This is a genomic window from Bradyrhizobium sp. URHC0002 (assembly GCF_054059515.1).
In genome coordinates this window covers 3,577,895-3,597,840 of record NZ_JBSSCF010000001.1, presented here as the reverse complement: position 1 = coordinate 3,597,840, position 19,946 = coordinate 3,577,895, and the positions used below count along the sequence as shown (strand labels likewise).

The 19,946-nt window shown below is 62.7% G+C and carries 19 protein-coding genes and 1 pseudogene; 6 read left to right on the top strand and 14 right to left on the bottom strand.

Features of this window, described 5'->3' with window-relative positions:
* Window positions 1-67: 67 nt before the first annotated feature.
* The 8 genes and pseudogenes from ACVWVY_RS17425 to ACVWVY_RS17390 form a co-directional block, all read right to left on the bottom strand.
* Complete coding sequence (locus tag ACVWVY_RS17425; RefSeq protein WP_456627526.1) at window positions 68-997, bottom strand: polyphosphate kinase 2 family protein; 930 nt, start codon at window positions 995-997, stop codon at window positions 68-70.
* A pseudogene (locus ACVWVY_RS17420) lies at window positions 963-1,974 on the bottom strand (branched-chain amino acid ABC transporter permease). Before ACVWVY_RS17420 ends, ACVWVY_RS17425 begins: the two are co-directional and overlap by 35 nt.
* On the bottom strand, window positions 1,971-2,852 hold the full coding sequence (locus ACVWVY_RS17415) for a branched-chain amino acid ABC transporter permease (RefSeq protein ID WP_456627525.1): 882 nt from the start codon (window positions 2,850-2,852) through the stop codon (window positions 1,971-1,973). Before ACVWVY_RS17415 ends, ACVWVY_RS17420 begins: the two are co-directional and overlap by 4 nt.
* Before the next feature lie 2 nt (window positions 2,853-2,854).
* Window positions 2,855-3,559 carry an ABC transporter ATP-binding protein gene (locus ACVWVY_RS17410; protein WP_456627524.1) on the bottom strand — a complete coding sequence of 235 codons (705 nt, stop codon included), beginning with the start codon at window positions 3,557-3,559 and terminating at the stop codon, window positions 2,855-2,857.
* Between the two features lie 3 nt (window positions 3,560-3,562).
* Window positions 3,563-4,330, bottom strand: a complete 768-nt coding sequence (locus tag ACVWVY_RS17405; protein WP_456627523.1) for an ABC transporter ATP-binding protein — start codon at window positions 4,328-4,330, stop codon at window positions 3,563-3,565.
* 30 nt (window positions 4,331-4,360) lie between these two features.
* On the bottom strand, window positions 4,361-5,671 hold the full coding sequence (locus ACVWVY_RS17400; protein WP_456627522.1) for an ABC transporter substrate-binding protein: 1,311 nt from the start codon (window positions 5,669-5,671) through the stop codon (window positions 4,361-4,363).
* A gap of 101 nt (window positions 5,672-5,772) precedes the next feature.
* Window positions 5,773-6,489 (bottom strand): NUDIX hydrolase, encoded by a 717-nt coding sequence (locus ACVWVY_RS17395; protein WP_456627521.1) that lies wholly within the window; start codon window positions 6,487-6,489, stop codon window positions 5,773-5,775.
* Window positions 6,490-6,545: 56 nt separating this feature from the next.
* Window positions 6,546-7,574, bottom strand: coding sequence for an ABC transporter substrate-binding protein (locus tag ACVWVY_RS17390; RefSeq protein WP_456627520.1), 1,029 nt, complete (start codon window positions 7,572-7,574; stop codon window positions 6,546-6,548).
* Between the two features lie 233 nt (window positions 7,575-7,807).
* Between ACVWVY_RS17390 and ACVWVY_RS17385 the strand changes: the two genes are divergently transcribed.
* Both ACVWVY_RS17385 and ACVWVY_RS17380 read left to right on the top strand, forming a co-directional pair.
* On the top strand, window positions 7,808-8,257 hold the full coding sequence (locus tag ACVWVY_RS17385; RefSeq protein ID WP_456627519.1) for a cupin domain-containing protein: 450 nt from the start codon (window positions 7,808-7,810) through the stop codon (window positions 8,255-8,257).
* Window positions 8,258-8,395: 138 nt separating this feature from the next.
* Window positions 8,396-8,869, top strand: coding sequence for an OsmC family protein (locus tag ACVWVY_RS17380; RefSeq protein WP_456627518.1), 474 nt, complete (start codon window positions 8,396-8,398; stop codon window positions 8,867-8,869).
* Between the two features lie 106 nt (window positions 8,870-8,975).
* Here the strand turns inward: ACVWVY_RS17380 and ACVWVY_RS17375 are convergent, their stop codons facing one another.
* The gene (locus ACVWVY_RS17375) at window positions 8,976-9,764 is read right to left on the bottom strand and encodes an ABC transporter permease (protein WP_456627517.1); all 789 of its coding nucleotides are present in this window, start codon (window positions 9,762-9,764) and stop codon (window positions 8,976-8,978) included.
* Entirely contained in the window at window positions 9,764-10,591 is an 828-nt protein-coding gene (locus ACVWVY_RS17370; protein WP_456627516.1) for an ABC transporter ATP-binding protein, read from the bottom strand. The genes ACVWVY_RS17375 and ACVWVY_RS17370 overlap by 1 nt, the downstream gene beginning before the upstream one ends.
* Window positions 10,592-10,871: 280 nt before the next feature.
* On the opposite strand from ACVWVY_RS17370, the gene ACVWVY_RS17365 reads away from it, so the two are divergent.
* Window positions 10,872-11,348 carry a hypothetical protein gene (locus ACVWVY_RS17365; protein ID WP_456627515.1) on the top strand — a complete coding sequence of 159 codons (477 nt, stop codon included), beginning with the start codon at window positions 10,872-10,874 and terminating at the stop codon, window positions 11,346-11,348.
* Between the two features lie 26 nt (window positions 11,349-11,374).
* Here ACVWVY_RS17365 and ACVWVY_RS17360 read toward each other — a convergent pair whose 3' ends face one another.
* The gene (locus ACVWVY_RS17360) at window positions 11,375-12,316 is read right to left on the bottom strand and encodes a TorF family putative porin (RefSeq protein WP_456627514.1); all 942 of its coding nucleotides are present in this window, start codon (window positions 12,314-12,316) and stop codon (window positions 11,375-11,377) included.
* A gap of 6 nt (window positions 12,317-12,322) precedes the next feature.
* Window positions 12,323-12,982, bottom strand: coding sequence for a VIT1/CCC1 transporter family protein (locus ACVWVY_RS17355; protein WP_456627513.1), 660 nt, complete (start codon window positions 12,980-12,982; stop codon window positions 12,323-12,325).
* Window positions 12,983-13,333: 351 nt separating this feature from the next.
* Between ACVWVY_RS17355 and ACVWVY_RS17350 the strand changes: the two genes are divergently transcribed.
* The 3 genes from ACVWVY_RS17350 to ACVWVY_RS17340 all read left to right on the top strand — a co-directional run bounded on the left by ACVWVY_RS17350 (window position 13,334) and on the right by ACVWVY_RS17340 (window position 16,279).
* The gene (locus ACVWVY_RS17350; RefSeq protein ID WP_456627512.1) at window positions 13,334-14,122 is read left to right on the top strand and encodes an ATP-binding cassette domain-containing protein; all 789 of its coding nucleotides are present in this window, start codon (window positions 13,334-13,336) and stop codon (window positions 14,120-14,122) included.
* On the top strand, window positions 14,119-15,678 hold the full coding sequence (locus ACVWVY_RS17345) for a glycine betaine ABC transporter substrate-binding protein (protein WP_456627511.1): 1,560 nt from the start codon (window positions 14,119-14,121) through the stop codon (window positions 15,676-15,678). Before ACVWVY_RS17350 ends, ACVWVY_RS17345 begins: the two co-directional genes overlap by 4 nt.
* A gap of 88 nt (window positions 15,679-15,766) precedes the next feature.
* Window positions 15,767-16,279, top strand: a complete 513-nt coding sequence (locus ACVWVY_RS17340) for an REP-associated tyrosine transposase (protein ID WP_456627510.1) — start codon at window positions 15,767-15,769, stop codon at window positions 16,277-16,279.
* 56 nt (window positions 16,280-16,335) lie between these two features.
* Here the strand turns inward: ACVWVY_RS17340 and ACVWVY_RS17335 are convergent, their stop codons facing one another.
* Both ACVWVY_RS17335 and ACVWVY_RS17330 read right to left on the bottom strand, forming a co-directional pair.
* Window positions 16,336-18,090: a sulfatase-like hydrolase/transferase gene (locus ACVWVY_RS17335; RefSeq protein ID WP_456627509.1), complete on the bottom strand. Its 1,755-nt coding sequence runs from the start codon at window positions 18,088-18,090 to the stop codon at window positions 16,336-16,338.
* 10 nt (window positions 18,091-18,100) lie between these two features.
* Entirely contained in the window at window positions 18,101-19,810 is a 1,710-nt protein-coding gene (locus ACVWVY_RS17330; RefSeq protein WP_456627508.1) for a sulfatase-like hydrolase/transferase, read from the bottom strand.
* Window positions 19,811-19,946 lie beyond the last annotated feature (136 nt).

The window sequence follows — 19,946 nt, the reverse complement described above, 5'->3', positions numbered from 1 at the left end:
TGTCCACCATTTCCGCGGAGTATTCGGCGCCAATGGTGGGCACGGCGCTATCGCGCCTTTGCCCACCCTACTTCTTCGTCACCTTCGCGCCCTTCTCCTCCGCCAGCAGCGCCTCGCGGACCTGCTTGAACTCGCTGCGGTCGGCCTTGTCGACCTTCGGGAAGTGCAGGTCGAGCTTGTCCAGCGCGGCCACGATGGCCGAGCCGATCACCACGCGCGCGAACCATTTGTGGTCGGCCGGTACGATGTGCCAGGGCGCATGCTTGGTCGAGGTGTGGCGGATCAGGTCCTGATAGGCGGCCTGATATTTGTCCCACAGCTTGCGTTCGCCGATGTCGGCCAGCGAGAACTTCCAGTTCTTGGCGGGGTCCTCCAGCCGCTCGAGGAAGCGCTCGCGCTGCTCCTCCCTGGAGACGTTGAGGAAGAATTTCAGGATCACGGTGCCGTTGCGCGCGATGTAGCGCTCCATGGCGGAGATGTCCTCGAAGCGGTCGCGCCAGATGTCCTTGGTCACGAGCTTCGGCGGCAACTTCTGCTTGGCGAGAATTTCCGGGTGCACCCGCACCACCAGGCATTCCTCGTAATGCGAGCGGTTGAAGATGCCGATCCGGCCCCGCTCCGGCAGCGCGATCATGCTGCGCCACAGGAAATCGTGGTCGAGCTCCTTGGTCGAAGGCTGCTTGAACGCCGTGACCTCGCAGCCCTGCGGATTGACGCCTTCGAACACGCTCTTGATCGCCGAGTCCTTGCCGGCGGCGTCCATGCCCTGGAAGATCAGCAGCAGCGACCAGCGGTCCTGCGCGTAGAGCTTTTCCTGGAAGTCGTTAAGGCGCTCGCGGTTGGCCTCGATGATCTTCGTCGCCCCCTCCTTGTCGAGGCCGCCCTTCTCGTTGGTCTTGTGCGATTTCAGGTGAAATTCGCCCGCTCCGTCGAAACGGAACGGGGCGACATAGGGCTTCAGTTCATCGGCGAGCGGCTTTGAGGGTTTCTTGCTCATTTCGTCCCGGAGGGCTTGGGTTGTGTCTTCAGTCGGTCGAGGACGCTACCAAGAATGCCCTTGGGAAGGAATATGATGAAGATGACCAGCAGCACGCCATAGACCAGATTGTCCCACCCAACCGCCTTGGTGCCGAAGCCGATGCGCAGCACTTCGGCGAGCAAGATGGTGATGATGGCGCCGACCGTCGGCCCGAGCGAAACGTAGAGGCCGCCGACGATGACGGCGAACACCATCTGCAGCGACACCGCAATGCCGCTGACGGTGTCGGGCGAAATGAACATCTGGTACTGGCAGTACAGCGCGCCGGCCAGCGCCGTCATCAGCGCCGAAATCAGCGTGATCTTGAGCTTTTCGGCCGTGACGTTGACACCGGCCGCTGCCGCTGCGTCCTCGTCCTCCGAGATCGCCTCCATGGCGTAGCGGCTCATGCTGCGGTCGACCCAGCGCCAGATCAACAGGCCCACGATCCAGACGAACAGCGCGATCAGGTACCACGTGATCTTGTCGTCGAACTGCAGCGCCATCCACCCTGAGCCGCTGCGGGCGCGGTTCGGCGTATAGCCGAGCGAGCCGCCGGTGTAGTCGCGGGTTGCGGTGATGACCTGCAGTACGATGCCTGACAGCGCCAGCGTCACCAGCACGAAATAATGCCCGGTGATGCGAAAGCGAAAACAGGGATAGGCGACGACGAGCGCCAGCACCCCGGCCGCCACCATGCTGACGGGAATGCCGATCCAGGGCGATACGCCGAGATGGTTCCACAACAGCGCGGTGACATAGGCGCCGACGCCCATGAAGCCGCCATGTCCAAGCGACACCAGGCCGAAGCGGCCCATGATCGACCACGCGGTGTAGGCGAACGACCAGATCAGGATCAGCACCAGGATGTGCAGGTGATAGGGCTCGCGATAGACGAAGGGCAGCGCGACCAGTGCGGCGAGTCCAACGGCCCAGGCGATATAGCGGGGATTCACGAGCGCCTCGCAAAAAGGCCCGCGGGCCGGATGAACATCATGACGATGAAGAAGGCGAACGCCAGCACGTAGCCCCATTCGAGGTCGGAAAACAGCCCGCCCAGCGAAATGATCTGGGCGAACACGAAGGCCGCGATGAAGCCGCCGACGAAATTGCCGAGCCCGCCGAGCACGCAGATCAGGAATGTGATCGGCCCGAACGACAGCCCGACGAAGGGATGCACGTCGTATTGCAGCACCAGAAGACAGGCGGCAAGGCCAGCGAGCGCGCCGCCCAGCGCCGAGGTGATCAGGTAGATGCGCTTGGTATCGACCCCCATCAGCGACATGATCTGGCGATCCTGCGCGACGGCGCGGATCGCGGTGCCTGTATAGGTGCGCTTCATGAAGAAGTAGATCGCCAGCATGCCGACCAAGGCGGCGACGAAGGCCAGCAGCCGCGAATAGCTGAAATGCATCTCGCCGATCGCCAGCACCGGCAGGCGGATGCCGAGATTGCGGAAGTCGATGCCGAAGGCGACAGTGGCAAAGCTCTGCAGGATGAACAGCACCCCGCCGGTCGCCAGCAACTGGTTGATCGGCGGCGCGGTCAGAAGCGGCGCGATGACGATGTAATGCAGCGCGGCGCCCAGCGCCGCCACCAGCAGGATCGCGAACGGAGCGGCGGCCCAGTACGGCATGCCGAACACCTGGACCATGTAATACATGCCGTACATGCCGATCATGACCAGTTCGGCGTAGCAGATCCAGGTCACGTCGATGACGCCGAAGATCAAATTGAGCCCGAGCGCCAGGAGCGCCAGCACGCCCCCGAGCAGGATGCCGTTGACCACGGCTTCCAGCAGATAGATGTCGAAGATGTCGAGGAATGCCTGCATTACTAGACCCCGAGATATGCTTGCTTGATGGTGTCGGTCGACAGCATTTCTTCCGATGTGCCCGACGCGCGGATGGTGCCGGCCTCCAGCAGATAAGCGCGGTCGACCACCTTCAGCACCTGCTGCACGTTCTGCTCGACGATCAGAACCGTCAGCCCGCTGGCGCGGATACGTTTCACCAGTTCGAACACCTGCTGCACCACGACCGGCGCCAGCCCCGCCGACGGCTCATCGAGCAGCAACAATTTCGGGTCCGACATCAGCGCGCGGCCGATCGCGCACATCTGCTGTTCGCCGCCCGACAGGGTGCCGGCCATCTGGCTGCGCCGCTCCCTCATGCGCGGAAACAGATCGAACACGAATTCCAGACGCTGCGCATATTTGGCGCGTGCGCCGGGCATGTAGGCGCCCATCTTCAGATTGTCGTCGACGGTGAGCCGCGGAAACAGCCGGCGGTTCTCCGGCACATGGGCAATGCCGAGATCGACGATACGATGCGCCGGCGTCGCCAGTACGTCGTGGCCTTCCATCGCGATCGCGCCTTTGGTGGGCCGGATCAGCCCCGAGATCACCCGCATCAGCGTGGTCTTGCCGGCGCCGTTGGGGCCAATCACGCCGACCGCCTCACCTGCCTTGACTTCGAGATTGACACCGAACAATGCCTGGAAGGTGCCGTAGCCCGCGTCGACCGATTTCAATTCGAGCATGCGTCAGACCCCTGCCTTGCGGCGCGCTTCTCCAGCCGCGGCCTGGCTCGAATCGGCGTCGGTGCCGAGATAGACCTCGATCACCCTGGGATCGCTGGCCACCGCGCTCGGGAGCCCTTCCGAAATCTTCTCGCCGTGATCGAGCACCATCACGCGGTCGACCACCCGCATCAACACGCCCATGATGTGCTCGACCCAGATGATGGTGATGCCGAGTTCGTCGCGGATCTTGCGCAGCATGTCGGCCGCCTGATCCATCTCGTGCTCGTCGAGCCCGCCGAGGCTTTCGTCGGCGAGCAGAAGTTTTGGGCCCGTCGCGAGCGCCTTGGCCAGTTCGAGCTTCTTCAGGCCGGCGGCACCGAGGCCATCGACGCTGGCATGCCGATCGGTCGGCAGGCCCACCATACGAAGCGCACGTTCGGCCGCTTCATCGGCCTTGGCGCGGCTGTGACGGCCCTGGCCGTAATAGCCGGCCAGCGCGACGTTCTCAAAAATGCTGAGCCGGTGGAACGGCCGCGGGATCTGGAAGGTGCGGCCGATGCCGCTGTTGATGATGCGGTGCGGGGCGACGCCCGCGATCTCCGCGCCGTCGAACAGGATCGATCCCGCCGTCGGCACCAACGTGCCCGACAGCATGTTGAAGATCGTGCTCTTGCCGGAGCCGTTCGGGCCGATCAGGCCGAGAATCTCGCCCTGCTCGACCCGGAACGATACGTTGTTAACCGCGGTGAAGCCGCCAAAACGCTTCACCAACCCTTCTACCGTCAGCACGCCAGAACCTCCGCTACTTGTTTGCTGGCTTTACTGGTTGCTGAACGTGGTTCCCTTCGGCAGCGGCAGCACGGCCTCGCGCTGCGCCTGGCTCTTCGGCCACACCACGTACGACTTGTCGTCGACATACTGGATGACCACCGGGAACGAGCGCTCGTTCTGGCCGGCCATCTGCGTGCCCTCGCCGTGGAATTTGACGCCGAAGCCGAGCATGGTGCCGCCCTCGGGAATGTCGACCTCCAATGCCGCCTTGCGCAGCGCATCGGGATCGACACCGCCATATTTCTTGATGGCGCGCGGCAGCACTTCGGTCAGGAACACGTAGGTGTTGGACGCGGCCATGCCGACATGCGCGGAACGGATCGCTACCCCGGGCTTCGCCTTGTCGAATTCATCGCCGACCATCTTGATGACCGGCGGCAGCTTCGGATCCATGCTCTTCTGGTTGGCGAGCCAGATCGAGATCGGATCGGTGTTGAAGACGTAATTGACGTCGGCGCCGAGCCCTTCCTTCAGCTTCTCGTAGACGCCATAGCCGGCGCCGTGGCCGACGAGCGCGGCGAATTTCAGGCCCTGCTCGCGCGCCTGGCGCCCGAACAGCGTGATGTCCGGGTTATAGCCGGTGTGGAAGATCACGTCGGGCCGCGCCCGCTTCAGTTTCGTCACCAGTGCCGAGAGATCGGGCGCGGTGGCGGAATAGCCTTCCTTCATCACGACGTTGAAGCCGGCCTTCTTGGCGCCGGCCTCGTTGCCCTTGGAGACGTCGACGCCGTAAGCGCCGTCCTCATGGATGATGGCAACGCGCAGATCCTTCGGCTCCTTGCCGAACTTCTCCTTGGAATTCTGCGCAATGAAATCCATCGTCATCAGGCCGAACTGGTCGCCCGAGGCCTGCGGACGGAACACGTATTTGAAGTTCTTGTCGGCAAGCACCGCGGAAGAAATGCAGGTCGTGATCCACATGAAATTCTTCAGCTGCTCGACGCGCGCGGCCACCGGCACGCATTGCGCCGACGAGAAGAAGCCGAGCAGCATGTTGACCTTTTCCTGCTCGATCAGCCGGACCGCCTCGTTGATGGCCACGTCAGGCTTGCTCTGGGCGTCGGCGTAGACAGCCTCGACCTTGTAACCCTCGACGCCGGTCTTGGCGTACTGGTCGAGCATGATCTTGGCGCCGATATATTGCAGCTCCGAACCGCCGCCCGCGAGCGGGCCGGTAAGGTCGTAAATCACGCCGATCTTGATTTTCTTTTCCTGAGCCTCGGCGGTGACCGCCATCCCCAGCACCGCGATTGCGGCAGACAGCCCGACGAGAAGGCGTGCAGCTTTGCGCCCCGGCATGGAATCCTCCCTGGATTATTTTTTGTGCACTGCGTTTTTCTTGTTCTTGTTGCCGCCTATCACATTGGTAGCGCGACCAGATGTCAAGCGTATTGCTTGCGTCAAGGCTGGGAGGCGAGCTGCGCCTCGATGAAGACAGTGACAAAACGCGGCATTGCAGCGGTGAGATCGTGGGTGCCGCGCACGAGGTGGATGGCGGATAATTCCGGCTCATGCTGCGCGGCGAGATTGTGCTCGATCCGGTCGCGCACGACATCGCCCGGCATATCGATCCGCAACACGCGGATCATCGCAACCGCAGGCCCGGTGAGAACGCAGTGCCAATGCGGCTCGCTCTCGTATTCGCCGGGCGAAAGGCCGGTCTCTTCCTCGAGTTCGCGCGTGACGCTGCCCGACATGTCGACCGCACCGTCCCTGATGTCGCCAAGGTCGGGTGTACCTGACGGAAAATAGATGCGCCCGGCGTTCGAGGTGTGCTGGCCCATCTCGCCGAGCACGAAGGCGCCGTCGGCGCAGCGGAGCGCGCCCATGCCGAAACCGTTGAACACGCCTGGGTCAGGAAAGCCCCAGTCGCGCCACGCCAGAAAACTTGCAAAATCGGTTTCGAAATAACTGGCGCTGAAGCGGTCGCCTGAAAACACCGGATTGCGCCCGAGCAGAACGCGGCCGTTCCACATCGCAGGCTTTTCGCGCTGCTTGTCGGCGAAATGCGCCACGATCTCCGCGCGCCGCGTTTCGGCAAACGGCCACGTCCACGCTTCGACAACGAGGTCGAGCGCACTGACGCGATGCATCACCGGAGGCATCGCGCCACTCATCGCCTGGCTTCGCTTGGCCTGACTTCGCTTGATATCACGCCGATCCTATCCAGACCTTACTTCGGATTCGCGCCGGTGGTCTTCTTGACCTGTTCGACATATTTGTTGGTGTAAGTCTTGGTCACGTCAATATTGGCTTTCGCGACCTCCGGCGAGCCCTCGCTGAACACCGCGAGCACCGCGTCGGCGCCTTTGGGATCCATCTTGCCGGTCAGCGAATACATCGGGATCGTGTTCTTCAGCGCCGCCAGATAAAGCTCCTTGTTCTTGCCGACGATTTCGTCGGGCATCTTCGCCATGATCTCTTCCGGCGAGTGCGAGTGAATCCAGGTGAGCGTGTTGACGATTGCTGTGGTCAGCGCCTGCACTTCCTTCTCGTGCGACTTGATCCACGCCGTGGTCGTATAGAGCGCACCGCCGGGATATTCCCCGCCGAATACGGCGAGCGTATCCTTCTCAGTGCGGGTGTCGGCCAGAATCTTCAAATCAGGATAGCTGCCCTGCAGGACGGTGACGGAGGGATCGAGCATCACGGCAGCATCGATCTGGCCCTGCTGCATCGCCGCCACGGCGGTAGCCCCGAGGCCAACGCCGATCACCGAAGCGCTGGTCGGGTCGAGGCCGTTCTTCTTCAAGAGATACTTCAGGAAAAAGTCGGTCGAGGAGCCCGGTGCGCTGACGCCGACCTTCTTGCCGGCCAGATCCTTGATCGATTTGATCTCGCTGGTGTGCGACGGCGACACCACCAGCACCAGGCCGGGATAGCGGTCATAGACCACGAAGGACTGCAATTCCTGCTTCTTGGCGGCCAGATTGACGCAATGGTCGAAATAGCCGGACACCACATCGGCGCTGCCGCCGAGCACGGCTTTGAGCGCGTCCGAGCCGCCCTTGAGGTCGACCAGCTCGACGGCCAGCCCCGCCTTTTCGTATTCGCCGAGCTGCTTGGCCAGCACGGTCGGCAGATAGCACAGGCAGGAGCCGCCGCCGATTGCGACCGTGACCTTGCTTTGCGCTGCGGCAAATCCTGAGGTCAGCGCCAGCGCCAGCAGCGAAGCGGCCAGCCGGCCGAACAGTTTCTTCATGGGTTCCTCCAGGAATTTGGCCGGCACGATAGTGCAGCGCGGCGGGCTTGAGAAGGCGACTTTGGTGCCAAAACGCCGATTGCAACGCCGGCGTTCCGGCCGTGCAGGCCGCACTTTATTCCGCGACGGACACTCGATCTTTTCGCTAGATGTGCGCTATCGCGCGCTGGCCAGCCGGATTTCCGCGGCATAGCATCCGCCGGCACAAGAAATGCCCCAAGGGAGGATTTTCCATGAATCGCGTCGTTGCCGCACTGTCGCTGACCGTCGCCTTTGCCGCCGGTTGCGGCGTCACACATTTTCTGCGTCCTGCGCTGGCTGCAGAAAACCTCACCGCTCAGGTCATCCACACCGGAGAGCTGGAAGGCGACACCATTTCGGCGGTCAACGCCGGCGGTATGCGCAACAAGGTTCTCGCCGTGGCTGACGGAATGACCATTGCGATACAGGACGGCAGCCCGCCAAAGCACCTGCACGCCAATGCCCACGAAATCCAGTTCATCCTCGAGGGTACCGGCACGATCTGGCTCGGCGACAACGAAGTGACTGTCAAGCCGGGCGATCTCGTCATCATCCCGAAGGGCACGCCGCATGCCGGTACCAAGCCCAATGGCCGCACCATCAAGGCGATCGCGATCAAGACGCCGCCGCAGTCGCCCGATGACATCAAGCTGTTGAACTGATGCGGCACGGCGCAGCTTCGTAGGTTGGGCAAGGCGCATCGCGCCGTGCCCACCGTCGATCCGCATCGCCGTCTCGATCGTGGGCACGCTTCCGCCTATCGTTGAGCTTCGGCGAACACGTCGCTTTGCCCACCCTACGTGGAGGATCACGTGGCAACAGGGAAAACATACAAGTCCTTTCAGTACAGGAACAACCTGGTCTGGGACACCGCTCGCCGCGGCCGAACGTCCGCACCCGGCAAATCCGGCATCGAGATCGGCAGTCCTCCGGAATTCAAGGGAGAGGCGGGCGTCTGGGCCCCCGAAGAAATGTTGGTGGCCGCGCTGAATGCTTGCATGATGCTGACGTTCGTAGCGTTCGCACAAGGCAAGAGGCTGGCGTTTGTGGCCTATGAAAGCGCCGCAGAAGGCCTGCTGGCCAACGTCGACGGCAAGTATCGGATTGTCGAAGTCAACGTTCGGCCAATCGTGGTCTTGAGCAGCGAGGCCGATATCGAGGCCGCCCGCACGATCATGGCCGATGTGAAGGCAAACTGCTTCATTTCCAACTCGATTACCGCTGACGTGAAATTGGATCCGCAATTTCGAATGGCATCCGATGTCGTGACCTAGGTGCAAGAGCCGTAGGGTGGGCAAAGGCGCATCGCGCCGTGCCCACCATCTATCCGCACCGTAATCTTGATGGTGGGCACGCTGCGCTTTGCCCACCCTACAAGACCTACCCCCTGCCCTCCGCCGCCGCCGGCCGCCAGACCAGCAGCCGCTTTTCCACCAGCGTCACCCCCACGTCGATCAGGATGACGAAAGCCGACAGCACAAACATGCCGGCGAACACGGCGGCGACGTCGAACACGCCTTCGGCCTGCTGGATCAGGTAGCCGAGACCGGCCGCCGATCCCAGATATTCGCCGACGACCGCACCGACCACGGCGAAACCGACCGAAGTGTGCAGCGAGGAAAACATCCACGACAGCGCCGACGGCCAGTACACATGCCGCGTCAGCTGCCGCTCGCTCATGCCGAGCATGCGGCCGTTGTCCAGCACGGTCTGGCTGACCTCCTTGACCCCCTGATAGACGTTGAAGAACACGATGAAGAACACCAGCGTCACGCCGAGCGCTACCTTGGACCAGATGCCGAGGCCCAGCCACAACGCGAAGATCGGCGCCAGCACCACGCGCGGCAGCGCGTTGATCATCTTGACGTAAGGGTCGAACACCGCGGCGACGCGCGGCTGGCGCGCGAACCAGAAGCCGACAAGCACCCCGCCCACCGAGCCGATCACAAAAGCCAGCACCGACTCCAGCAGCGTGATCATCAGATGCTTCCAGATCACGCCGGAGGTGAACCATCTGACGATCTGGCTCGCGACGTCGACCGGGTTGGAGAAGAAGAACGGCGGCAGCAGGATTTTTCCGAACACCGGCACGGTGGCGAGGAACTGCCACAGCGAGAGCGCCACCACGGCCACCATCAATTGCCAGAACAGCAGTGTCAGGCGCGACATCAGCCGACCTCCGCACTTTGCGTCGACTGCGCATAACCCTTCATCACTTCGTCCTTCAGCACGCTCCAGATTTCGCGGTGCAGTTCGTGGAATTGCTTTTCCATCCGCACTTCCGAGATGTCGCGCGGGCGCGGCAGCGTCACCCGCCAGTCGCCGATGATGCGCGCGGATGGCCCTGCCGACATGATCACGACGCGATCGGCAAGCGCGATCGCCTCTTCGAGATCATGGGTGACGAACAGCACCGCCTTGCGGTCGGCGTTCCACAGTTCCAGCAGCAAATTGCCCATGATCTGCCGGGTCTGGGCGTCGAGCGGGCCGAACGGCTCGTCCATCAGCAATATCTTGGGATCGCGGATCAGAACCTGCGCCAGCCCGACACGCTTGCGCTGCCCGCCGGACAGCATGTGCGGATAGCGGTTGGCGAACGCGCCGAGGCCGACGGAAGTAAGCCAGCCCTGCGCCCGCTGCAGCGCCTGCTCGCGCGGCGCGCCCTTGATGTCGAGGCCGATGGCGACATTGTCGATCGCGGTCTTCCAGGGAAACAGCGCATCGGCCTGAAACAGATAGCCGGCATCCCGGTTCAACCCCGTCAGCGGCTGACCGAAAATCTTCACCGACCCCGCGGCGGGCTTCAAAAGCCCGGCCGCCACGTTGAGCAGCGTCGATTTCCCGCAGCCGGTCGGGCCCACAATGGCGACGAACTCGCCATGGGCGACGGACAGGCTGGCCCGCTCGACGGCTGTGTAGACCCGATCCCCGGCCACGCGAAACGCCACCGTCGCGCCGTCAAGGGCGACCGCCACGGGCTCTGCGGTATCCGCCATGCTTTCTCCCCAAGATTTGGATGGATGCCTTAGCGGTTACCAAGGATAAGTTCAACGCGGCGCTGCAACGCGGGTCGTTGATCATCTCCGGCTCGGATTGAGCCGGTCGAGACTTCGGCTTGCCCCCTTTTGCAGGGCGACCGTTTTTACGCCCCGCGATCGAGAAAGGAGGGCCGCGCGACGCTCGGCTGATGATAGGCCGGCACGATGGCGCTTGTGTATGCCTTGTTCATCCCTTTACTCGCGTTCTTGGCTGAAATCGCTGAAATTAGAGGCTAAGATGGCGGCCGCCGATCAAGAAGGGCAAGCAAGGCATTCAAAACCATTGAATTTGGGAGAAGAGATTATGTGTAAAGCGTTCCGATTGGCTGGGGCAGCCGTCATGTTGGGCTCGAGCATCTTTTCCGTGGCTGAAGCGCGGGCGATCGAACTTACAGGCGCATGGGCGGGGCACGCGGATCTATGCAGCAAGGTCTTCACAAAGAAGGACGGCAGGATCGTGTATGCAGAGTTTTCCGAGCTTTTCGGTTCAGGTTTCATCATCGATGGCGACCGGATCATGGGAAGATCCGGGACCTGCACAATCAAGTCCAGGAAGCAGGAGGGCGATAGCCTCGAGCTTTCCGCAGCTTGCGCGTCGAGCATCATGACGCAGGATGTCCGATTCAACCTGAAAATCATCGACGACAACACCATTTCCCGGTCATTTGCCGAGATTTCGGGAATGACCCTGAACTACACGAGATGCAAGTTCTAAACGAAAGCAGCGAACGAGCTAATTATCTAAAACGCAAACCAGGCCTTGGCGACGAACGTCGCGCCGCACCAGTTCGAGATGAGGCCAGCCGGGTTGGTAACGGGATCGACACGACCACCCAGCCGCGCGTTTGGATCTCCGGTGAAGACGAAGCAGTTCTCTTTCGACAGATTGGTGTCGTAGTAGCGCAGATCGAGGTTGAAGGCCTTGTGAGTGAAGGTCACCCCCGCCTGCCAATTGAGATAGGCGGGTAGCGGGAAGCCGCCGAGGGTCGGCGCCTGATTTCCGAACCACGAATAGCCGGCAGCGGTGGTGAAGGATATGCCAAGGTTCGGCGGGAGCAGACGGCCCGGCACGTCGTAACCCACACCAGCCGCGACGTATTGGCTCCATGCGCCGGTGTTTGAGACGTTCGGTGAATAGGCGTAGCCGGCGGCGACGCGGACCTGTTCGCCGATGCTTCGATCGACGCGGACAACCGCCTCCCAATAGTTGATGCCGGTGTCGCCGGGTAGCCTCTCTCCCGGATAGGCGAAATAGGTCACGCCAAAATCGAAATCGATCGTTGCGATCTTCGGACGGATGCCGGTCGCAAAAGTGAACTCGGCGGATGGTTGAGTCGGCAGCTTGACGGTGGCCACGGTGGTGCCGGCGTATAGAGCGCCAAACCTTGCTTCAACGGCGGCCCCGGCCGCGGGCCCGTGATCGGACAGTGTGGTCCCGCGATAAATGTAGTCGGATGCAGCCCCCACACGGGCGCTGAATTCGAGCTCATTGGCAGACGTTGCGCGGTTCGGTTCGGAGGCGGACCAGCCGCGATTGCCAAGGCCGATCGCACCGCCCGGGCTGACCTCGAGGGTTTGCGCACGCGCCAAACCGCCGGTCATCGGCGCAAGCGACAAGGCAACGAACGCGGCGATCGAGGTGCCGCTGACGTGCCAGACTCTTGCAACACCTTGTTGTCGCACCGTCGACTATCCTCCAAGGGCTACTGCGATGCCGACCAGCGCACTGCCAAAGGCCACCATCGAAAGACCCGCCGCCCAGGGCCGAATTCCGCTATGAACGCCGAACGCGTAACCGCAGCAGAACAGCATCGCGATGGCGACGGCATAGGAGACGCGCAACGCCAGTTTGGCGTCGCTGATGAAGATGAAGGGGATCACGACCGGGAAAGTTGCAAGGAAACTCAGCAAGCAAAGACCCAGCGCTCCGGTCCAGTCGCGCCTGGTCAGCTTCGGACGCTCGGGCTCAGGCGACTGCAGCACTTTTTGCCGCATCAACTCCAGTTGCTCCGCAGGCAAGACCGACACCAATTCCGGCGGCAGTGCGTCGGCGATGACGCGTTGCGCGGTCTCATGATCCGGCGCCAGCCGTATTGCGCGCAGGGTCAGGTTTTTGCCGCCTCGCTCATTGATGCGGGCCAGCAGATAAAGACCGCCGTCAACGATGCCCCAGGCCAGATTGCAGCCGAGCGCACCAATCAGCATCGTTTGAATCGTGATGTTGCCCGACGTTGCGACACCGAGGCTGCAGATGAAGGTGAGAGCCATGATCAGGCCGAACAACGTCTCCGAGATCCGCTCCATCGGATCCAGCACACGCCCAAGAGGAGTATCCAAGACCTCTGACATCGAATCAAACGCCCGTTGGCTCAATCTTCAGGGCAAATTTGCTGACTATTTTAGCCGGCGGAGCCGACTTTTCTGCACAGAGTAGGCGCGGAGCACAGTATCGAGTGCCGCAGTACGATCGAACCTTCCGACTTCATGTTCGCCGCCTTCGGCTCGCAATAAATCGCGCGCCGCCCAGCGAACCCCGATGATGAGTAGGTTATCGCCGGAAGTCAAAGCCATTAGTCGCGGCTTGATCCCTACCCCAGGCATCCCCGTCGGCATAAAAGATCCCGCGCTCGGCTCACGGCCGGCCATTTATCGGCTATCACTGTATCCGTTGGGAATCGCCAAGGGTTGGGACCACACCGAATGCCGACCATGCCTCTGATCGCCTATGCGCATGTCGGCAAGACGTTTGATGGCGGCCGCGTGGTGGCCGTCGACGACGTCTCGCTCGAGGTCGCCGAGGGCGAATTCCTGGCCATCGTCGGCGGCTCCGGCTCAGGCAAGACCACGCTGTTGCGGCTCGCCAACCGGCTGATCGAGGCGGACTCCGGCTCGATCACGGTCGAGGGCGAGGACGTGCGCAACGTCGATCCGATCCTGTTGCGGCGCCGGATCGGCTATGTCTTTCAGAGCGGCGGGCTGTTTCCGCACCTGACCGTCGCCGGCAATATCGGCATTACGCCGAAGCTAACGGGCACGCTGCCCGCGGAGATTTCCGCGCGGGTGGATGAACTGCTCGATCTTGTCAGGCTCGACCGGGCGCAATACCGCGACCGCCTGCCGCACGAACTCTCGGGCGGCCAGCGCCAGCGCGTCGGCGTGGCGCGGGCGCTCGCCGCAAAACCGCGCATCGTGCTGATGGACGAGCCGTTCGGCGCGCTCGATCCCTTAACCCGCGACGCCCTTGGCGACGACTTTCGCGAGCTGCATCACACGCTCGGCCTGACCACGGTCATGATCACCCATGACATGACCGAAGCCATCCTGCTCGCCGACCGGATCGCGGTGATGGGAGGCGGCCGGCTGCTGGCGCAGGGCACACCGTCAGAACTTTCCGAAAGTGACGACGCCTACGTCGGCGAACTCCTGCGCACGCCGCGCCGGCAGGCTGAGCGGCTTGGGGCGCTGCTGCCTCGCGAGGGCGCGGCATGAGCATCTTCACCGATCCGCGCTGGGGCGAGGCGCTGGGCCACCTGCCCGATTATCTCGGCAACCATGTCCGCGTCAGCGTTACCGCGCTGGCGCTCGGACTTCTGGTCAGCCTGCCCCTCGCGATTGCGGTGCGCAATCGTCGAGTGGCGCGCGGCGCGCTGCTCGGGCTCGCCAGCATCGTGCAGACGGTGCCGGGACTGGCGTTGCTGGCGCTGTTCTATCCGCTGCTGCTGGCGCTCGCCGCACTCTCGCTGTCATGGTTCGGGTTTGGCTTCTCCGCGTTCGGATTCCTGCCCGCAGTGCTGGCGCTGGCGCTCTATTCGATGCTGCCGGTGCTGCGCAACACCATCACCGGCCTGCAGGGCGTCGATGCCGCCATTCTGGAAGCGGCGCAAGGCGTCGGCATGACGCCGCGGCAATCGCTGTTCTCGGTCGAGCTGCCGCTGGCGCTGCCGGTGATGATGGCGGGCATCCGCACCGCGGCCGTCTGGGTGATCGGCACTGCGACGCTGTCGACGCCGATCGGCCAGACCAGTCTCGGCAATTACATCTTTGCCGGGTTGCAGACCCAGAACTGGGTGTTCGTGCTGTTCGGCTGCCTTGCCGCCGCGGTGCTGGCGCTGCTGGTCGATCAACTGCTGGCGCTGATCGAAAGCGGATTGCGAAACCGCAGCCGTTTTCGCGCGACGCTGGGCGGCTTCGGCATCGCGGCGCTTGTTGTGGCCACGATGATGCCCACCGTGATGCGCTCGCAGACGAACTACATCGTCGGCGCAAAAACCTTCACCGAACAGTATGTGCTGTCGGCATTGATGGCGCAGCGGCTGAGGGCAGCGTCGCTCCCTGCGACGGCGCGTGAAGGCCTCGGCTCCAACGTGATCTTTGAGGCGCTGGCGAGCAACGATATCGACGTCTATGTCGACTATTCCGGCACACTGTGGGCCAACCAGTTCCATCGCACCGACATCCGGCCGCGCCAGGAACTGCTGGCCGAACTGAAGACGATGCTAGCAAGACAGAACATCACGCTCCTGGGCGAACTCGGCTTCGAGAACGCCTATGCGCTGGTGATGCCGCGCAAGCGCGCCGAGCAATTGGGCATCCGCACCATCGCCGACCTCGCCTCGCGCGCGGCCAACATGTCGATCGCCGGCGACTATGAATTCTTCTCGCGCCCCGAATGGACCGCGCTGCGCAAGGCCTACGGGTTGTCGTTCCGCGGGCAGCGGCAGATGCAGCCGGACTTCATGTATGCGGCCGTCGCCTCCGGCGAAGTCGACGTCATCGCCGGCTACACCAGCGACGGGCTGATCGCGAAATACGACCTGGTTGTTCTCGGCGACACCAGGCACGCGATCCCGCCCTACGACGCGGTGGTGCTGCTGGCGCCGAAGCGCGCCAATGACGAGAGCTTGCGCAAGGCGCTGGCGCCGCTGCTCGGAAAGATCGACATCGCCACGATGCGCGAGGCCAATCTGCGCGCGGCCGGCAACGACGCCACGAGCTCCCCGGATGCGGTGGCGCAGTGGCTGTGGGAGAAGGTGGGGAAGAAGTAGCTCCCCCGTCATCGTCACTTCGTAGGGTGGGCAAAGCGAAGCGTGCCCACCATCTTTGAAACTACGTTCGGTTGCAGTATGATACATCATGCCGCAATACGTTCGTGCCAAGGGCAGTATTTTCTTTTTCACCGTGGTCCTCGCAGAGCGGCCGAGCAACCTTTTGATCGAAGAAGTCGATCGCCTGAGCCAAGATGTTCAACGGCGACACCCCTTCGAGACAATCGCGATCTGTGTACTACCTGATCACGTTCACGCGCTTTGGGCGTTGCCGGACGGCGACGCCGATTTTTCCACGCGCTGGAGCTTGATAAAGAGCGGATTTTCGCGTGGCCTCGATGCACGAGCCAGATCAACGAGCAAGGTCGCCAAACGAGAAAAAGGCATTTGGCAACGCCGATACTGGGAGCACGCCATTCGCGACGATGAGGATTTCGAACGACACGTCGATTATATTCACTTCAACCCGGTGAAACACGGCCACGTCACCCGTGTAGCCGATTGGCCGCACAGCAGCTTTCACCGCTTCGTTGAACGAGGATTGCTCGCCGAGGACTGGGGAGGAGATCTTCGCAACATTCAGAGGTCGTTCGGCGAATAGATGGTGGGCACGCTTCGCTTTGCCCACCCTACGAAGCTACAAAGCATGGGCGAACATCAAAGCCCCTTGATCGTCCCGGCGTCGATCAGCAGGCGGTTGAACCTCCGTGCTTCCGTGCCCTTCTTGCAGGCGTAGAACGTGCCCTTGCAGCGGAGCATGATGCTCTTCTGCTCGGTAAACGACGGATCGAGTGGGAGGCCCGCGGCTTCCTGGAGCACGAGGGGGATATAGGCGGCGTCGAGGGTTTCGAGCGCGGACGACAAATTGCGTGGCTGGTAGTTGATGCCGTCGATAGCATAGTAGGTGGAATAATAGCGCGGGTCGGCGGCGATCAAGCGTTTCGCCAGCCTCGCCTGATCGATGCCCGGCTCAAGCAGCTTTTGTGAGATCGCCGGCTGGTGATCGCCGAAACGCAGCACGAGGAACGACTCGTCCGGATAGTCGCGCTTCAGCTGCTCGGTGAATTCGCGATAGTCGTGGGCCGTCATGGCCTGGCGACGAATGTACTCGTCGACCTCGGCGGTGTTGCCCGGCGGCGTCCAGCCCGCGGGCGTCAGATCGGGCCGGTAGACGTTCCACCAGGGAAAATGATTGGCTGTGAGGTAGACGAACATGAAGACCGGCGACTGCTGCGGCTGCTCGCGCGCAAACACCTTCAACGCCTGATCGAAATAGAACTTGTCCGGCTGCATGTCCTCCGTCACGCCCATCCCGGCCATGTCGATGAACTCTCCGACGCCGGTGCCCTTCTGGAAGGCACGCGCGCTGAGGAAATCGCCATAGGTCGGATACAGCGAGACGGTCTTGTAGCCGCAGCGCTGCAGGGCCTGCGGCAATCCGCGCGTCACGCGGCCAGCAGCGATCCGCGTGACGTAAAACTTCAGATCGCCGAACGAGCGCGCCGACAGGCCGGTCAGCACGTTGAACTCGGTGTACCAGGTCGGGCCGCCGGTCGACTCCGCGATCATGGTTCGCTGCTTGCCGTCGCTCGACTTGAAATAGTCGGTATATCCGGCCGGCACCTTGATGCCAGGCGCCGAGGTCACATCGAAGCTCGACTCATCGAGCAGCATGATGATGTGCGGCCGCTTCGCCGTCGCATCGCAGTCCGTCGCAGGCGGCAGCACCGGGTGGCCGGCGGCGCGTGCGTCCCGCGCGAGGCTAAGCGGGCTGTTCGCCGGCGGATCGGCCTCGATCCATCCCGTCGAAGCCAGCCGCGACACCGCCACCACACCCGAGCGCGCCAGATTGGAAATATGATTGACGCCCTGGAACGGCTCCCACGCCAGTTCGGGCGATGCGATCGCCATCGCCGATATCAATGCGGCCGTCGCCGCCACGCCCGTCAGCGCAAAGCGGCGGCGCACGCGGAACGGATCGAAACGCCAGACCAGCCACAACAGCGGAACCGCAACGAGGCCTGCCAAGACCAACTGCAACTGCAATCGCGGAAACACCGAGAGAAGGAACGAAAACGTATCGCGGTCGATGATCAGGAAGTCGAGGAATGTCAGCGTTAGCTGCAGAATTCCGAACTTGAAGTGCGACAGCGCGATCAGGATCACGATGGAGGTCAGCGCCAGCGCCGCGCAGACGGCGGGCCGCTGCAGCACGACCAGCAGGAAGCAGTTCACGAAAATCCACGCCAGCACGGACAGCGTGATCGCAAACGGCCCGTATTCGGTGGTCAGGAGAACCGCCAGCGCGGCCAGATGCAGGGCAACGATCAGGCCGGCCAGCGCAAGGAACCTGATACCGCGCGATTCTGCGCGGGTGCTTTCGCTTCCTCCGGATTCTGCAACCGCAGACATGTCGGTTTCCTCAAAGCCCCTTGATGAAGCCTGCCTCGATCAATAACCGGTTGAACCTGCGCGCCTCGGCGCCGTCCTTGCAGGCATAGAATACCCCCTTGCAACGGAGCATGATATTCTTCTGTTCCTCGAACGACGGGTCGAGCGGAATGCCGGCGGCTTCCTGGATCACCAGCGGCAGATAGGGCGCGTCGATCTTGTCCATGACGGCGGAACTCTTCACCGGCTCGAAATTGACGGCGTCGATCGCGTAATAGGTGGTGAAATAGCGAGGGTCGTAAGTGTCGAACTTGCGGGCGACCCTGGCTTCATCCAGGCCGGGATCAAAGAGGTTCGACGAGAACTCCGGCTGATGGTCGCCGTAGCGAACGATCAGGAACGGCTGCGCCGGGAACTTCTTCTTCAGGCTGGCGATGAAGCCCGCATAGTCACCGGCGCTCATGGTCTGGCGGCGCAGATATTCGTCGACCACCGGCGCGTTGCCGGGCTTGCGCCAGGACGGCAGCAGGTCGGGGCGAAACTTGGTTTCCCAGGGGAAATGGTTGGCGGCGAGATAGACGAAGGTGAACAGCGGCGTATTGGCCGGCTGCTCCGCGATCAGCTTGACGGCCTTGTCGTAGAAGAAGCTGTCCGGCTCGATGCCCTTCGCGCCGAGATCGCGCGCATCGTAGAAATGCTGGATGCCCGTGGAGGTCTGGAAGCCGCGCGCCCCCATGAAGGCGCCGTAGGCCGGATAGAGCGAGAGGGTGTTGTAGCCGCAGCGGCGCAGCGCCAGCGGCAGTCCGCGCTCGACCCGCCCCGACGCGATCCGGGTGACGAAATAGGAGAAGCGGCCGAACGAGCGCGACGACAGGCCCGCCAGCACGTTGTACTCGGCCATCCAGCTTGCGCCGCCGCTGCTTTCGGCCATGAACTTGCGCTCGCGGCCGTCAAAGGACTTGAAGTGGCTGCCATAGTCCGGCGGCACCTTGACGCCATTGGCCTGACGGATGTCGAAACTCGACTCGTCATGGATCATGATGATGTGCGGGCGGCGGCCGGCGACATGGCAGGAATCGACCAGCGGCACCTTCAACCGCTCGGCGGTCGCGGCCTCCGATTCCATGAAGCCGTAATTGACGAAGTCGGAAACCGCCGTCACGCCCGAGCGGGCGAATTTGGAGAGATAGCCGTCGTCGTAATAGCCGCGCCAGGCTTCATCCGGCCAGGTGATGGAATAACCGGCCAGCACGGCGAGACAGGCCAGCTGGCCGGCCAGCGCCGGCAGGCGGCGGATGCGGAACGGATCGAGCCACCACAGCGCGTACATCAGCGGCAGGATGACGAAGGCGGCGCCGACCACGCTCCAGCGCAAATTGGGAAAGATCGTGAACAGGTAGGCCGCGGTGTCGCGGTCGATCACCATCAGGTCGACGAAGTTCGCGGTCATCTGCACGACGTCGTGCTTCAGCCGCGACAGCAGCACCAGCAGCACGACCAGCGTCAGCGACAGCGCCCCCGACAGCGCCGGGCGCCGCAGCAGCGCAACAAAGAAGAAGTTCAGGATACCCCAGGCCAGCGCAAAACCCATGCGGCCGCCGAAGTCGGCTTCGGTCTGCAGCATGATCGCCAGCGCCGCCATGTGCGGTGCAGCGACGGCCGAAAGGCGCCAGAAGCCGATGGCGGCAAGGCCGGCAACTAGGGTGGCGGCGGAGGGCCCTGGATTTGGCGCGGGCGCCATGGGTGGCAACGCAACATGACCCGGCGCAATACAAAGCCTTGGCTGGCAACGGACCAGGAGACGCACGACCAGCCGGAACCTGTGTCGTGTCACAAAAACGTAGTGGAAGCGTCATGAACGCGCAATGAATTTGCCC